The sequence below is a fragment of the Belnapia rosea genome, assembly GCF_900101615.1.
Classification (GTDB): Bacteria; Pseudomonadota; Alphaproteobacteria; order Acetobacterales; family Acetobacteraceae; genus Belnapia; species Belnapia rosea.
Map to the genome: position 1 here is coordinate 94905 of NZ_FMZX01000006.1, position 15197 is coordinate 110101.

The window sequence follows — 15197 nt, forward strand, 5'->3', positions numbered from 1 at the left end:
CCCGGCACGATGCTGTCCGCCACCCGCTTCCAGCAGGTCATCCTCGCGGCCGCCGTGATCGTCCCGGCGATGGTCTTCGTGGCAGCCGCCTGGTGGAACCGGGGCGAGGTGCTGCGCGAGGGGACCGAGGCGGTCGAGCGCACCGCCGCCGTCATGCACGAGCATGTCGCCAAGGTCTTCGACACCGCGGACCTGCTGCTCGACCGCGTGGAGGACAGGATCGAGGGGCTGCAAGGCGCCCAGGTCGCCGCCGCCGGGACCAGCGACTTCCTGCGGGCGATCAAGCGGCCGCTCGAGCAATTCGTCTCGGTCTGGGTCGCGGATGCCGATGGCTATGTCCTGGCCGGCAGCCAGGGCTGGGACCGCTCGATCACCATCCGCGACCGCGACTTCTTCCGGGTCCAGAAGGAGAATGCCAGCGCCGGCACCTATGTCAGCACCGCGTTCAGCGGCCGGGCGACGGCCATCGCCTCCTTCGCCATCAGTCGCCGCCGCCAGGGGCCGGATGGGCGGTTCGCCGGCACGGTGCATGTCGCCCTCAGCCCCGATTACTTCCAGCATTTCTTCCGCGAGGCAGCACCACCCTACCGTCATTCCGCCGGGCTGTTCCGGGCCGATGGCGCGCTGCTCGCGCGCGACCCGCCGAGCGGCCAGACCCTCCGTTTCGGCCCTGAAAGCCCGGTCATCCAGGCCATCCAGCGCCAACCGGAGCGGGGGTTGGTGGATGCGATCTCCAGCATCGACGAGCGGCGGCGCATCTACGCTTACAGCCGGGTCGGGCGCTGGCCCGTCTATGTCAGCTTCGGCGCCGATGCCGAGGCGCTGCTCGGCCGGTGGCGCGCCAATCTCCGGGCCTATGGGCTGGTCGCCCTGGCTGCGGCCCTGACGCTCGCAGGCGTTGCCCTGCTCGCGCTGCGCCGCGCCCGGGCGGCGCAGGCGGCGGAGGCGGCGTTGCGGCGGGAGGTCGCGGCCCGGGCGGTGGCGGAGGCACGCCAGGCGGCCGAGGCGCGGTTCCGGGGCGTCTTCGAAAGCCGCGCGGTCGGCATGTCGGTGCTGGACCTGGCGACCGGCGAGACGCTGCTCGCCAATGACCGGCACCTCGAGATGACCAACGGCACCCGGGTCCAGTTCGAGGCCGGGCAATGGGACCCGCGCCGGGCGACGCCGGCGGAATTCCGGCAGCGTGACGAGGACGCCATCGCCGAGGCCCGCGAGCGCGGCTGGTGGCTGCCCTACGAGAAGGACTACCTGCGCCCCGACGGATCCCGCCTGCCCGTGCGCATCTCCTCCGCCCCGCTGCCCGGCGAGCCCGGCCGGGTGGTCGTGCTGGTGCAGGACATCTCCGAGCAGCGCGAGGCGGAGATGCGCCGCGACCTGCTGATGCGCGAGGTCGATCACCGGGCCAAGAACGCCCTCGCCACGGCGCGCGCCGCCCTGCGCCTGACCCGCGCCCCGACCCTCGACGCCTATATCACCCTGGTCGAGGGCCGGATCACGGCCCTGGCCCAGGCCCTGGCCCTGCTCTCCCAGACCCAGTGGCAGGGTGCGGAGCTGGCGAGCCTCCTGCGGGAGGAGCTGTCCCCCTTCCTCGACAGGACCGGCACGCCGCAGGCACGGCTCGAGGGGCCGTCCGTGGTGATCGGCGCGAATGCGGTCCAGGCCCTGGCCATGGCGGTGCACGAGCTGGCGACCAACGCCACCAAATACGGCGCCCTGTCGGTGCCCGATGGCCGGCTCACCCTCCGCTGGGAGGTGCTGCCGGGCACGGGCGACGACGCGGCCGGGCAGTTCCGCCTTATCTGGCAGGAGCGCGGGGGCCCGCCGGTGAAGGCGCCGCCGCTCGAGCGCGGCTTCGGCACGCGGGTGCTGAATGCAACGCTTGCGCGCCAGCTGGGCGGCACGGTGCGCCAGCACTGGGACGAGCCCGGCCTCACCTGCGAAGTCACGTTGCCCGCCGCCCGCGTCCTCGCCCAGGCCGAGGACAGAAGCGGCCACGGCCACGATCCCGCCTGAGGTATCGTTTTACTTTTGCATCAATTTGGGCAAGATCGGCGGGTCCGGCAGGAGGCGGGGCCCGTGTGGTGGTGGAAGCAGCGACAAGCAAGCCAGGCCGGGCCGGCGCCCATGGCGGCCGCCCCCCGGTCGCCGCAAGGCTTCGGTGAAAGTACGGCGCCGGCTGCCTTCGCCCGCGGCGCCGAGGCCGGCAGCCTGCTCGACCAGCCGCCTGCGGCGCCCACGCTGCCTGCCCGCCTCCCGGCCGAATTGCCTTTCCCGAGCACCGGGCCGCATGGCCATCGCGCCCGGATGCGCGACAAGCTGCTGGATCGCGGCGCCGATGCGCTGGCGGATTACGAGTTGCTGGAGATGCTGCTCTTCTTCGCGATGCCGAAGGGCGACACCAAGCCGCTGGCCAAGGCCCTGATCAACCGCTTCGGCAGCTTCGGCGCCGTGCTGGCGGCGCCGCAGGACCAATTGCTGGCGACGCGCGGCCTCGGACCGCACAGCGTCGCCGCCCTGAAGCTGGTGCAGGCTTCCGCGCTGCGCCTGGCCCGGGCCGAGGTGATCGACATGCCGGTGCTCAACCGGTGGGACCGGCTGATCGAGTACCTCACGGCGGCGCTGGCGCATGAGAAGGTCGAACAGTTCCGGGTGCTCTTCCTCGATACCCGCAACCGGCTGATCGCCGACGAGGCGCAGGCCCGTGGCACCGTGAACCATACCCCGGTCTATCCACGCGAGGTCGTGAAGCGGGCACTCGACCTGCATGCCACGGCGCTCATCCTCGTCCACAACCACCCATCGGGAGACCCGACCCCGTCACGAGAGGACCTGGCGATGACGCAGGAGGTCAAGACCGCCGCTGCCGTGCTCGGCATCCAGCTCCATGATCACCTGGTCATCGGCAAGGGCCGGCATCTCAGCTTCCGGCGAGAAGGATTGTTGTAGGCGAACGCATCCTGCGCTCCGGCGATATGCATGCATGTGACCGCACGCTGGCGCTGCTGCGATGGGATGAAAGCTTGAGGGTGTCGCTTGAGTAACCGCATGGTACCGGATACCCAGGAGCAGACCCTGCTGCGGCAGCAGACGGTGCTCGCACGCTTTGGGGAGTTCGCCCTGAAGTCGGAGGATCTGGATGAGATCCTCACTGAGGCCTGCCGGCTGGTCGGCGAGGCCATGGGCACCGAACTGGCGAAAGTGGTGGAGCTGCAGCCGGATGGCGAGACCTTGCTGGTCAGGGCCGGCATCGGCTGGCAGCCGGGTGTCGTCGGCCATTGCCGGCTGCACCTGCGTGACGGCACCTCCGAGGCCTATTCCATCCAGGCCGCCGGGCCGGTCATCTCCACCGACATCACCAAGGAGCGCCGCTTCCGCCTCCCGGCTTTCCTGATCGATCATGGGGTCAAGGCGCTCGTCAATGTCACCATCCTCGGCGCCAGTGGCAGCCCGCCCTTCGGCATGCTGCAGGTCGACAGCCGCGAGCCGCGCCAATTCACCGGCGGTGATGTCGATTTCCTGCGCAGCTACGCCAACCTGCTTGCCTCGGCGGTGGCACGGCTGCGGATGTTCGAAGGCATCCGCCGCAGCGAGGCACGGCTGCGCGCCAGCCTCGACCGGCAGGAGGCCGCGCTCGAGACCGGGGTCATCGGCTTCTTCACCTGGGATCTGCCCAGCGGGACCATCACGGCGGACAAGCGTTTCGCCCGGTTCTACGGGCTCGATCCCGACGCGCTGGCAGGGGGCATGCCGCTCGAGGCCATCATGCGGCACATCCACCCCGAGGATCGCGCGGCGGTGGAGGCCGGTACCGCCAAGGCGCTGCAGTCGGTCGATTCCTATGTGAAGGAATTCCGCCTCATCCATCCGGATGGCGCGATCCGCTGGGTGATGGTCCGTGGCCATTGCTACGCCCAGGCCGAGGGACGGCCGATCTGCTACACCGGCACGGCCGTCGACGTCACCGCGCTGAAGGAGTCCGAGGCGGCGCTGCGCCGCGTCAACGAGGCGCTCGAGGCCCGCGTGGCCGATCGCACCCACGCCCTCTCCGAGGCCAATGCACGGCTGCAGGCCGAGGCGGCCGCGCGCGAGCGCGTACAATACGCCCTGCAGCAGGCGCACCGCATGGAGACGGTCGTCGCCCACCTGCCCATCGGGGCGGGTCTCGTCGCGCCGTCCGGCCGCATCATCGTCGGCAACCCGGAATTCCAGCGCCTGCTGCCCCGTGCCGGCATTCCCTCGACCGAGCCTCTGGCGCGCACCGAATGGCTTGGCTGGCACCCCGACGGGCGGATGATCGCACCGGAGGATTTCCCCGGCGCGCGGGCCCTGCGGGGTGAACTCGCGCTCAATATCGACTTCCTGCACCGCGAAGTCGGGCAGAGCGGGCATTGGCGCCGGGTCAGCGGCATCCCGATCCATGGCGAGGCGAATGAGGTGGTGGCCGCCCTCATCGTGATCGTCGATGTCCATCAGGAAAAGCTCGCCTCCGAGCGCCAGGCGCTGCTGACGCGGGAGGTGGACCACCGCGCCAAGAACATGCTCGCGGTGGTGCAGGCGGCGCTGCGCCTGACCCGGGCGCCGGATACCGAAAGCTTCATCCGTGCCATCGAGGGCCGCGTCGCCGCCCTCGCCAGGGCCCAGACCCTGCTCTCCGCCGATCGCTGGGCCGGCGCCGACCTGCATCGGGTGCTGGAGGGCGAGTTGGCGGCCTTCCTCGGCCATGAGGCAAGCGGGCCGCAGGCCCGGCTGGACGGGCCCCGCCTCGTGCTCCCGCCCGGCGCGGCGCAGCCCTTCTCGATGGCCATCCACGAATTGGCCACCAACGCCATCAAATACGGGGCGCTCTCGGCACCCACGGGGCGGCTGGCCATCACCTGGTCGTTGGACACGGGTTGCGACGTGCTGCGGCTTCGCTGGCAGGAGACGGGCGGCCCCAGGCTGGAGGGGCCGCCGCGCCGCCTCGGCTTCGGCTCGCGCGTGCTGGCGGGCACGCTGCGCGACCAGCTGGGCGGCCGGATCGCCGTCGAGTGGAAGGAAACGGGCCTGGTCTGCGATATCGAGGTGGCACTCGCCCGGCTGCGGCAGGCCGCGCCGATCTAGGCCGCTCAGCCCGGCTCCGCCGGGCGTGGCAGCTCCAGCCAGAAGCGGCTGCCCCCGCCGAGGGTGGAGATCACCCCGCAGCGCCCGCCCAGCCGCTCCGCCACCCGGCGCACGATGGCGAGGCCACCCCGCTACCGGGACAGGCCTCCCGCCCATGCAGGCGCTCGAAGGGCCGGAAGATGCGGTCCTGGTCCTGCAACGCGATGCCGATGCCGCGATCCTCGACCCAGAGCCGGACGGTGCCGCCATCGCCATCGGTGCAGCGGATGGTGACATGCGGGGCTTGGCCCGAGCGGTGAATTCGAGGGCATTGCCGAGCGGCTGCCGGCTCGGGCGACCCGACCTCGCGCGCCCTCTGCGAGGCGATGCAGCCACTGGCCATCCTGCAGAAGCCCATCGGCCCGGACCGGCTGCTGGAGGTGCTGGCGACCCTGCACGGCCCGCAGGGTTAGAGCCAACTCCGAGCAGGGGGCGTCACCGGATCGGAGGTGTTCGCCCGATCGAACAACATGCTGAAGCGGCTGCCGTGGGCCCGTGCGAAGGGAGAGCGTCCGGGTCCCCTCACCCGAAGGCGCCGACCTCATGGGTGATGGCCGCGCCGCATTCGCGCACCAGGGCGAAGAGCTTCGCCATGGGTCCGAAGATGGCGGCGTGCTCGGCGGCGTAGCTCAGCCCCTCCCGCGGCGGTGCCGGCTCGCCGAATTCGAGGCCGATCACCGGGCCGGGCGCGGCGGGGAAGACCTCCTCCAGCAGCTTCAGCGCCGGCTCGACATCGAGCTGGAGGATGCGCGCCACCAGCGCCTCGCGCGTGGCGCCATGGCGCGGCGAGAATTCCGGCACGACCACGGCCAGCAGCCAGATCCGGTGGATGAGCGCCAGGCGCAGCGCATGCAGCAGCACCAGCCGGTCCGGCATCTGTGGCAGGTCCGGCCAGGCATGGCGGAGCGCCAGATGGTCGGCCTGGAGCCGGCGGAACAGCCGGCGGACCGGGGCATCGAGATCGAGCGCCTCGACGGCGGTGGCGACGCCGAGCAGCTCCTCCCGCCGTCCCGGCCGGCGGGTGAAACCGGCGCGGTCGAGCCACGGGCCGGGGTCGAGCGTATCCACCACCGCGCGCAGCACGCCGATATCCGAGCAGGCCGCCGCCCGTGCCGCCATGGCCAGGGCGCGTGCGAAGCGGGGTGAGTGCGTGCGGAGCTCGGTGAAGGCGTCCGGGTTGGCGGTCGCGGCCGCGCCGAGCCCGTGCAGCGTATTCGCCATCCAGCCAAGCTGCTGGAGGATGGCGTTGTTCGGGATGGCGCGCAGCTGGGAGGGGTGGTTGATCCGGACCGGCCCGCTCATGCCATCCGCCTGCCGCACCGCGGGGCGGGAGCCGGTGCGGTCGAGCAGCCCCGGCCCGAAGGCGCCGAGCAGGGCGGCATAGCCGGGGTCGGCGACGAGCGCCTGCATCTCGCGCCGGACGGTGGCGAAGAAGTCGGCGACGTAATCCGCCTCGGCATAGACCGGGTCGGAGACCTTGCCGGGCGGGGCGAAGGCGTGCCTGGCGATGCCGGCGATGGTCGCCTGGGCGAGCGCCGGGGTGCCGAAGAGCAGGTAGCCGTCGCCGCCCTGGAAGGCGGTCTCCTCGCGCAGCTTGAGGCCGGCGCGGTCGAGCGCCATGCGCGCCTGGGGCGGGGAGAGATAGGCGAGCCGGTCGGCAAGGCTGCCCGGATGGCCGCCGCGGCCGACGCTCTCGCCATGCGTGTCGAACAGCACCACCTCGATGCCGTCGAGCTTGTGCCGGCGCAGCAGCTCGACGAGGCGGAGCTTCAGGCGCTCGGCCAGGTAGCTGCCGGCGAGCTGGCCGACATAGCGGCCGCTGTCCGAATAGCCGAATTGCAGGCAGAGCCGGCCATGGGCGCGCAGGTAGTCGCGGTAGTGCGGGCTGCGCAGCGCCTCCTCCAGCACCCGCTCGCCACGGTCCAGCGCCTCCGCCGTCTCGAACAGGGGCGAGAGCTCGACCGCCATGTCGGCGCCGAAGCGCCGCGCCAGCCAGAGGGCGGCGAGCAGGGTGTAGCCCGTCTCCGTCTCGGCGATGAGGAAGCGGATCGGGGCCGAGCCGTCGACATGCTTGGCGATCTGGGCGCAGATCAGCATCAGCCGCGCGGCCGAGGCCTGCTCGGCCAGCAGCGCGCCGAAATCGACCGGCAGCGGCGCGACCTCCGCCAGCGCCTCGTTGATGGCGGCGAGCAGGCCGCGGCGCTGCGCCATGTCCTCGGAGGAGATGGCGAGGCCGAGGCGCTGGCGCACCGCGTTGTGGAGCTGCGCCGCGTTCAGCCGGACATGGGTATGGGCGAGGGCCAGCCCATGCGCCGCGAGGCCGGCGCGGGCGACCGCGAGGCCGAGCCGCGCCGCATCATCCGGCGCGGCGGCGAGGGCGGCGGGGAAAAGCTCCATCAGCGGCGCGAGATCGGTCATCGCCGCGGAACGGCGCCCGATCAGCTGATGCGACATGGCCTGCACCGCCTCGGGCTCCGGCCGCTCGGGCACGGCGGCAAGCTGCGCCCCGACGGCCTCCAGCGCCTCCGCGGTGCGGGCGGCGAGCGGGGCGGCGCATTCGCCGAGGGCGGCGAACTGGTTCGCCAGTCGCTCGAGCTGCAGCCGTTTCATGGTGAGGCGCAGCCGCAGCGTGTCCCACCAGCCGATATCGGTGCGGCCGTCGGTGTCGTAGCCGACCCAGCTCGCCAGCAGGATCGGGCGCGGGACGAGCGTTGCCCAGCGGTCGGGCCAGACGCCCTGGGCGGCGCGCAGCAGCACCTCGGTCAGCGCGTCGATGGCGTCGCGGCCACGGGCGATGGCGGCCGTGGCCTGGCGGAATTCCTCGGCCAGGGTCGGCGCGCCCGGCCGGTGCGGCAGGCCAGCGGGGAAGCTGGCGCCGCTCGCCGCCTCGGCCAGCGCCGCGCCGGTCGCGGGCGGCAGGGAGAAGGTGGGGTGGGCGGTGAAGACGGCGGCGAAGCGCGGCGTCTCCATCAGCGCCCGGTACTGGGCGAAGGGGACCGGGCTGTCATCCGGGTCCGGCCGCACCAGCCGGGCGGCGAGCGACGCGAGGTCGGGCACCGCATCGGGCAGGCCGAGATAGGCGGCGATCCGCCCGGCCCGCTCGCTCGCCGCCATGTCGGCCAGGCGCTGCACCATGTCGGACAGCAGGTCGAGGTCGAGCGCCCCGTCATCCAGCCGCCGGCTGATGGCGAGCGCGATCAGCAGCACCGGGTCGCCGAAGGGGTCCTGCGCCGCCGCCGCCCTCCCGTCCCGCAAGCGGGCGAGGAGTTCCTGAAGGGGGTCGGGGGCGATATCCGGCATGGCGTGATGTTGCACCTGCGAAGGCGGCCCTGGCCAGTCTTTCCCGAGTTTCGACGGCGCCCTCGCGTCTCGCCCCACGGGGCGAAAGGCGGGCGCCCTTCGCCGGCTACCCGGCCAGTTCGCCCATGATGGCGGGCACCTCGCCCGGGATCTCCCGCGCCAGGTAGCCGAGCGGGCCGATGCGGCGGGCGAGCCGGTCGCCAGCCTCGGCATGCAGGAAGACTCCCCAGAGCGTCGCCGTCACCGGCGGCGCGCCGCGGGAGACCAGTGCGCCGATGATCCCGGCCAGCGTGTCGCCCGAGCCCGAAGTGGCGAGGCCGATATTGCCCCGATCGCAGGACCAGGCCTCGCCCTGGGGCGAAACGACGAAGGACCGGCCGCCCTTCATCACCACCACCGCGCCGAGCGCCGCCGCCGCCTGGCGCGCGACGCCGAGCGGGTCCGCCGCCACCTGCTCGGCGGGAAGGCCGAGCATGCGGGCCATCTCGCCGGCATGCGGCGTCAGCACCAGCCGGCCGGCATGGCGGCGGAGCGCGGCGCGGCAGTCCATCAGTTCGGCCAATGCACCGGCATCGAGGACGAAGCCGGGGCTGCCCTCCGCTTCCTCCAGCACCCGGCGGGTGAGCTGGGCGGTGGCGGGCGGGTCCATCATGCCGGGGCCGAGCACCACGACGTCGCAGCCGGCGCAGCGGCCGGCGAGGCGGGCCGCCTCCTCCGGCGCGAGGCCACCCTCCGCCGTCTCGTCCAACCCGGTGACCCGGGCCTCCGGCATGGCGATCGCCAGATGCGCCGCGAGCGAGGCGGGGGCGGCGATCTGCAGCTTGCCCGCGCCCGCGCGCAGCGCCGCCATGCCGGCGAGCAGCGCCGCGCCCGGCACCTCGCGGCTGCCGCCGATCACCAGCACGCGGCCGCGGCTGTTCTTGTCCTCGCCCTCGCGGTGGTTCGGCAGGGGCAGCTCGCGCAGCAGCTCCGGCGTGACCGGGATGGGCGCGCTCATCGAGCGGCCATCGGCGCGTCGGGTTCGGCGGTGACGGGGGCGCCTTCCTCCAGCAGGGGGGCGACGAAATTGTAGCGCTGCAGCACGAGGCCGCCGCGCGGCCCGGCCGAGGGGTCATGCGCATAGGCGGTGACGCTGCAATTCGCCACGTCGCCCTCACGGTCGATGGCGAGGATCTGCTCCTCCGTCATGCCCTCGATCAGGTAGCGGAGGCAGAGCACCACCACCTGATGGGCGACGATCAAGACCCGCGCGCCGCCGTAATGCAGCGAGATGGTGTCGAGGGCGCTGCGCAGGCGGAGGATGACGTCGCACCAGCTCTCGCCACCCGGCGGGCGGTGGTAGAATTTGCCGAGGGCCCGGCGCAGCTCGGCCTGCTGCGGATGCTCCGCCTCGATGCCATAGCGGGTCAGCCGGTCGAGGATGCCGAATTCCTTCTCCCGCAGCCGCTCATCGAAGATGAGGTCGGCGGGCGGGGTGCCCATCAGCACGGCCGTCTGCCGGGCGCGGCGATAGGGTGAGGCCAGCACCACCTCGGGCCGCTCCGCCTCCGGCTGGTCGGCGAACCAGCGGCCAAGGGCCCGGGCCTGGGCCTCGCCGCGGTCGCTGAGGGGGACATCCACATCTCGGTCGAGGGTCTCGATGCGATGCGACCGCGCGGCCTGGGCGGCGTCGCGCGCGACATTGCCGCGGCTTTCGCCATGGCGGACGATCCAGAGCCGCTCGGGCCAGCGCTGCTGCATGGGCCTCCCTACTCGCTACCGATGAGGCGGCAACGCAGGAAGGCCGTGCAGTTTTCGAACAAATACCCCCGGGGCACCAATGCAGCGCCCCCGAGGGCGCGGGGGTGCTGCCATCGGCGGGGGCCGAGGCCCCTACCCCGCCAGGTTCCGCAGCGCCCAGCAGATATGGCCGACCTGGTCGTCGGTCAGCTCCGGGTACATCGGCAGGCTGAGCACTTCCTGCGAGGCGCGGGCGGTCTCGGCGCAGCCGGCGGGGCCGAGGGGGACGCGGCCCGCATAGGCGGATTGCAGATGCACCGGCACGGGGTAGTGGATTCCCGTGCCGACGCCGTCATTGCGCAGCCGCGCCTGAACGTCGGATCGCGTCATGCCCCAGGCGCCGGCGCGAAGGACATACTGGTGGAAGACATGCTCGGCATCCGGCCGGCGCGCCGGCGGGGACAGCGGGCCACCGGCCAGCGCCGCGTCATAGGCGGCGGCGATCTGGCGGCGGCGCTCGTTGCCGGCATCGAGGGCGGTCAGCTTCACCCGCAGGATGGCGGCCTGCACCTCGTCGAGCCGGCTGTTCACGCCGACCATCGAGGAGATGTAGCGCTCCTTCCAGCCATATTGCCGGATCGCCGCGATACGGTCGGCCAGCTCGAAATCATCGGTCGCCAGCACGCCGCCGTCGCCGAGCGCGCCGAGATTCTTGGTGGGATAGAGCGAGAAGGCGCTGGCCTGGCCCAGCGTGCCGAGCCTCCGGCCGCCCAGCATCGCGCCATGCGCCTGGGCGCAATCCTCGATCAGGGCGGCGCCCGCCGCCTGGCAGGCCGCCAGCATCGGGTCGAGGTCGCAGGCCTGGCCATAGAGATGCACGGCAATGGCGGCGCGAATCGGCGGCAGGCCCGGCGGCGGGTCCTCCAGCACGGCGACCAGCTCGTCCGGGTCCATGGTGTAGGTGTCGGGGTCGATGTCGAGCAGCAGCGGCACGGCGCCGGCCATCTCGATCGCGGCCACGGTCGCCACCGCAGTATGCGAGACGGTGGCGACGGTCGAGCCCTCGCCGATGCCGAGGCCACGCAGGATCAGCGCCAGGGCATCGGTGCCATTGGCGCAGCCGACCGCGCGGGTGGTGCCGAGCCAGGCGGCGAATTCCTGCTCGAAGGCCTCGCCCTCCCGGCCGAGGATATACCAGCCGGAGGCGAGGGCCCGTGCCACCGCGGCATCGATCTCGGCCTGCTGGGCCCGGTAGCCGGCGCCGGGATCGGCCTGCGGGATGACGGTCATGCTCATCTCGTTCTCGTCCTAGGACCCTCGGAGACTGTCTGAAGCCGCGCCCCGTGGCACGGCCTCAACGGCCGCACCGGCCCGCGTCCTCAGCTATAATCCGCCATCCGGCTGCGATACCAGTCGAGCGAACGCGCCAGGCCCTCATCCAGCCCGATCAGCGGCGCCCAGCCGGTAGCAGCGCGGAAGGCATGGTCATCGGCGTGGTAGCTGCCGATGTCGATGGGGGCGCGATCGGCCGGGAAGGATTTCACGGCGTAGTGACCACGGCCGCCATTCGCGGCGATGAGCCGGTCGGCCAGCTCGATCAGGCTGGCCGGGGGCGATCCGCCGAGATTGAAGACCCGGCCCGCCACCTCCTCCCGCGGCGCGTATTCCGCCGAGAGCAGGAAGGCGCGCACCACGTCGTCGACATAGGTAAGGTCGCGCAACTGCTCGCCGCCCCAGACCTCGAACCCCTCATCCTTCAGCACCTGGCGCATCCAGATGCCGAGGAAGGTCTGGCGCGCGTCGCGGATGCGCAGCCGCGGGCCGTAGCAGTTGGTCAGGCGCAGCGAGACGACCGGGCGGCCGAGCACGCGCTGCTCGAGCAGCCAGTACTGCTCGCCGGCCCATTTCGAGACGCCATTGGCGTCCGGCGGATTGACCGGATGCAGCTCATCCACCGGCAGGTGCAGCGGGCGGCCGTAGAATTGGCGGGTGGAGGCATGGATGACGGTCGCCTTCGGCGCCGCCTCCCGCATCACCTGGATCAGCCGCACCTGGGCCACGGCATTGATGGCGATGTCGGCGACGGGGTCCTTCTGGCCGCCCAGATGGCTGGTCTGCGCCGCCATGTTGAACAGCACGTCGACATCCTGGCAGAGCGAATGGAGTTCCACCTCGCGGATGTCGCCGCGCACCAGCAGGACGCCGGCGCCCTCGAGATTCGCCATGTTGGCGCCGCCATCGGGAAACATCGCGTCGAGCGCGGTCACCCGCGCGCCGAGCGCCGAGAGCGCGTGGCAGAGCGCGCTACCGAGGAAGCCGGCCCCGCCGGTCACCAGCACGCGCTTGCCGCGCCAGAAGGCGGCCCGTTCGGCCTCTGTCATCGGTCCTCTTCCCTTCCTGGCCCGCAGCGCCGCTCCCCTGAGCGGCGGTTTCGGCCCTGGCCTTCCCGGATCGCGCCGTCGACGCATCCGGCCACATACCCAATTGCGGAGCCGATTGCGGCGGAACGATGCCTACTCCCCGGCAACGGCGCGGCGCGTGGCCTCCTCGCGGGCCAAAGGGGGATTGGATGCCGGAGCGCCCTCCGGCATCCCGGCCCGGCTGCCGCGCATGATCTCGATGAAGCCGAAGAGCAGCAGCAGTTGCGCCAGCAGCATCTGGATGCTGGCCAGCAGCCGGATGCCGTCATCCGCCGGAATGATGTCGCCATAGCCCACGGTCGAGAGTGTCACCACGCTGAAATGCAGGGCGTCGGAGAAATCGATGCGGATGGACCCATGCGTGCTGGTGAAGAGCGGGCCCTTGGAGAGCCCGTCGGCGATACGGTAGAGGCAGCCGAAGACCACCGTCAGCAGCGCCCAGAGGCTGGAATAGGCGGCGATCGGCACGGCGAGGCGGGAAAGGCGCCGGGTGACGGCGCGGAAGATCACCGCGATATCCACCAGCAGGCGCACCACGTCGCCGACCGTGACGGCGCTCACGGCGGCGATGGCGGCCATGGCGGCGATCAGCGCCGCGCCCTGCCCCGCTGCCGGCAGCCGGTTCACCGGCAGGCTGAGCGAGATGACGCCAACGACCCCGATCACCGCCAGCCAACGGGCGAAGCTGGGGAGATGGGCGAGATCGGCCGCCTCCTCCTCCTGGGCCCAGGCGCTGAGATCGGCACGGCGCAGCCAGCAGGCCAGGACGAAGGTGGCGATGGGCAGGACGAAGCCGATGGCGCGGGCCCAGTCCGGCGCATCGGGGAAGGCGGCGCGGCCGATCACCACATAGAGGCAGGCATACATCGCCAGCGCATTGGTGGTGCCGAGGGCGAAATGCGGCCCATGCGGGAAGAGCCGGTAGAGCGCACCGATGGCGAGCGCCGAGGTGCCGAGCAGCACCAGCGGGAAGGTGCCGCCCCGGTCCGCCACGCCGCCGGCCACCAGCAGCATCAGCCCGAGCGACAGGCCGATCGCGCCGAGATAGCCGCGCGGCTGCCGCTCAGGCATCAGGCAAGGCGGCGATGCCGGTGATCTCGACGCGCCAGGCGGGGTCGACCAGCGGGGCCTCGATGGTCATCCGCGCCGGCTTGGCCGCCGGGTCCAGCCAGCGGTCCCAGGCGCGGTTCATGGCCGCGGCATCGCGGATATCGGCCAGCACGATGGTGATGCTGAGCAGGCGGGACTTGCCGGTGCCGGCCTCGGCGAGCAGGGCGTCGATCTGGGCCAGGATGTCGGCGGTCTGGCCCTCGGCATCAAGGGACGGGTCATCGGCGACCTGCCCGGCCAGATAGACCAGCCCCCCATGCACCACGGCGCCCGAGAGCCGCCCTTCCTCCGCCAAGCGCCGGATCGCCATGCCTGCCTCCTCTTGCGGTGCGAACCATAGGGGCGAGTGCCACGCCGCGCCTACCCGTCCCTGGGCGCTCCGGCGGCAACAAGCGGAGCCGGACGGCATCGGCCCATGCAACGGAACGGCGGCGCGAGCGTAAGACCCACTCGACACCCGCATCGCTCCCACCCCCCAGGGGAGATCATCAATTGTTGGACCCTGCCCCCCGTGCCGCCCCCCGCGGCACGCCGTCCCCTTCTGCGTGCCCCTCTGAGCGTTCCCTTGGGCGCCCCCTCGAGCGCCGCCTGCGGCCATTCCTTGCCGCCCTCGCCTGCGCCCTGGCGGCTGCCTTCGCCGCCCCTGCCCCAGCCGAGGCGAAGCCCAACCGGCCGAGCGCCGCACGGAGCGCCGCAAAGGCAGCCCCCGTGCTGCGCCAGGCCCCGCGCCGCCAGGCCTCGGTCCCGGCGCGGTCGCGTCCGCGGACCGTCGCCGCGGCAAAGCCGCGCCCAGCGGCCGCGCCTGCAGCCCGGGCCGTAGCGGAGGGCGAGCCCAGCCCAAGCGTGGCCGCGGCGCTGGCTGCCGCCACGCGCTCGACCGGCACCGACCCAGTGCTCCTGCGGGCAATCGCTTGGCAGGAGAGCCGCTTCAGCCATCGTGCCGGCAACCGGCAGAGCACGGCCCGTGGCCTGATGCAGTTCACCGAGGCGACCTGGCTGGAAGTGGTGCGGGATTTCGGGCCGCGGCATGGGATGGCGCGCGAGGCAGCGTTGCTGTCAACCAACCCGCGGACCGGTGCGATCACCACGCGGCACCCGCGCGACCTACGGGCCATCCTCGCCCGGCGCTTCGACCCGCGCCTCTCGGCCATCATGGCGGCGGAGCGGCTGGCGGCGGAGCAGGCGGGGCTGCAGGCGATGCTCGGCCGCCCGGCTGGTCCGGCCGAACTCTACGTGACCCATCTGCTGGGCCCCGCCGGAGCGCGGCGCTTCCTGGCGGAGCTCAACCGTGCACCCGCGCGACCGGCGCTGGAGGCCGTGGGCTCCGACAGCATCGCCGCCAATCGCGGCGTCTTCTTCGAGCGCGGCACGGGGCGGATGCTGAGCCTCGCCGAGGTCCATGCCGGGGTGGGGCGGCTTCTGGCCGAGCAAGGTGCATCCCCGCGGCCCATCACCCTGGCTGCCCGATAAAAATCCTTGCTTTCCCGACACTGATCACGAAAGTGTCAA

11 protein-coding genes and 1 pseudogene are annotated in these 15197 nt (G+C 72.3%); 4 read left to right on the forward strand and 8 right to left on the reverse strand.

The features are described from left to right. Window positions 1-9: 9 nt before the first annotated feature. From BLR02_RS13365 to BLR02_RS13375, 3 genes are all read left to right on the forward strand, one after another. Window positions 10-2013 carry an HWE histidine kinase domain-containing protein gene (locus tag BLR02_RS13365; RefSeq protein ID WP_090663545.1) on the forward strand — a complete coding sequence of 668 codons (2004 nt, stop codon included), beginning with the start codon at window positions 10-12 and terminating at the stop codon, window positions 2011-2013. Between the two features lie 111 nt (window positions 2014-2124). Next, on the forward strand, window positions 2125-2946 hold the full coding sequence (radC, locus tag BLR02_RS13370) for a RadC family protein (RefSeq protein WP_090663546.1): 822 nt from the start codon (window positions 2125-2127) through the stop codon (window positions 2944-2946). Window positions 2947-3045: 99 nt separating this feature from the next. After that, complete coding sequence (locus BLR02_RS13375; RefSeq protein WP_090663547.1) at window positions 3046-5100, forward strand: HWE histidine kinase domain-containing protein; 2055 nt, start codon at window positions 3046-3048, stop codon at window positions 5098-5100. Between the two features lie 5 nt (window positions 5101-5105). On the opposite strand, the pseudogene BLR02_RS28630 reads toward BLR02_RS13375, so the two are convergent. The 8 genes and pseudogenes from BLR02_RS28630 to BLR02_RS13410 all read right to left on the reverse strand — a co-directional run bounded on the left by BLR02_RS28630 (window position 5106) and on the right by BLR02_RS13410 (window position 13998). Further along, a pseudogene (locus tag BLR02_RS28630) lies at window positions 5106-5497 on the reverse strand (sensor histidine kinase). A gap of 164 nt (window positions 5498-5661) precedes the next feature. Beyond that, window positions 5662-8439: a phosphoenolpyruvate carboxylase gene (locus BLR02_RS13380; protein WP_090663548.1), complete on the reverse strand. Its 2778-nt coding sequence runs from the start codon at window positions 8437-8439 to the stop codon at window positions 5662-5664. A gap of 106 nt (window positions 8440-8545) precedes the next feature. Further along, entirely contained in the window at window positions 8546-9436 is an 891-nt protein-coding gene (locus BLR02_RS13385; protein WP_090565528.1) for an NAD(P)H-hydrate dehydratase, read from the reverse strand. Next, window positions 9433-10179: a histidine phosphatase family protein gene (locus BLR02_RS13390; RefSeq protein ID WP_090663549.1), complete on the reverse strand. Its 747-nt coding sequence runs from the start codon at window positions 10177-10179 to the stop codon at window positions 9433-9435. Before BLR02_RS13390 ends, BLR02_RS13385 begins: the two co-directional genes overlap by 4 nt. A 132-nt stretch (window positions 10180-10311) precedes the next feature. Next, window positions 10312-11454, reverse strand: a complete 1143-nt coding sequence (locus BLR02_RS13395) for a DegT/DnrJ/EryC1/StrS family aminotransferase (protein ID WP_090565533.1) — start codon at window positions 11452-11454, stop codon at window positions 10312-10314. A gap of 83 nt (window positions 11455-11537) precedes the next feature. Next, window positions 11538-12539: an NAD-dependent epimerase/dehydratase family protein gene (locus BLR02_RS13400; protein ID WP_090565534.1), complete on the reverse strand. Its 1002-nt coding sequence runs from the start codon at window positions 12537-12539 to the stop codon at window positions 11538-11540. 132 nt (window positions 12540-12671) lie between these two features. After that, window positions 12672-13649 carry a potassium channel family protein gene (locus tag BLR02_RS13405; protein ID WP_090663550.1) on the reverse strand — a complete coding sequence of 326 codons (978 nt, stop codon included), beginning with the start codon at window positions 13647-13649 and terminating at the stop codon, window positions 12672-12674. Further along, window positions 13642-13998, reverse strand: a complete 357-nt coding sequence (locus BLR02_RS13410) for a RidA family protein (protein ID WP_090663551.1) — start codon at window positions 13996-13998, stop codon at window positions 13642-13644. The genes BLR02_RS13405 and BLR02_RS13410 overlap by 8 nt, the downstream gene beginning before the upstream one ends. Window positions 13999-14396: 398 nt before the next feature. Between BLR02_RS13410 and BLR02_RS13415 the strand changes: the two genes are divergently transcribed. Then, window positions 14397-15158, forward strand: coding sequence for a transglycosylase SLT domain-containing protein (locus BLR02_RS13415; protein ID WP_176849556.1), 762 nt, complete (start codon window positions 14397-14399; stop codon window positions 15156-15158). Window positions 15159-15197: the final 39 nt, after the last annotated feature.

Coding starts and splice junctions, on each gene's coding strand:
- BLR02_RS13405 (WP_090663550.1), bottom strand. CDS start 13,649: ATGCCTGAGCGGCAGCCGCGCGGCTATCTCGGCGCGATCGGCCTGTCG.
- BLR02_RS13410 (WP_090663551.1), bottom strand. CDS start 13,998: ATGGCGATCCGGCGCTTGGCGGAGGAAGGGCGGCTCTCGGGCGCCGTG.
- BLR02_RS13380 (WP_090663548.1), bottom strand. CDS start 8,439: ATGCCGGATATCGCCCCCGACCCCCTTCAGGAACTCCTCGCCCGCTTG.
- BLR02_RS13390 (WP_090663549.1), bottom strand. CDS start 10,179: ATGCAGCAGCGCTGGCCCGAGCGGCTCTGGATCGTCCGCCATGGCGAA.
- radC (WP_090663546.1), top strand. CDS start 2,125: ATGGCGGCCGCCCCCCGGTCGCCGCAAGGCTTCGGTGAAAGTACGGCG.
- BLR02_RS13375 (WP_090663547.1), top strand. CDS start 3,046: ATGGTACCGGATACCCAGGAGCAGACCCTGCTGCGGCAGCAGACGGTG.
- BLR02_RS13400 (WP_090565534.1), bottom strand. CDS start 12,539: ATGACAGAGGCCGAACGGGCCGCCTTCTGGCGCGGCAAGCGCGTGCTG.
- BLR02_RS13365 (WP_090663545.1), top strand. CDS start 10: ATGCTGTCCGCCACCCGCTTCCAGCAGGTCATCCTCGCGGCCGCCGTG.
- BLR02_RS13395 (WP_090565533.1), bottom strand. CDS start 11,454: ATGAGCATGACCGTCATCCCGCAGGCCGATCCCGGCGCCGGCTACCGG.
- BLR02_RS13385 (WP_090565528.1), bottom strand. CDS start 9,436: ATGAGCGCGCCCATCCCGGTCACGCCGGAGCTGCTGCGCGAGCTGCCC.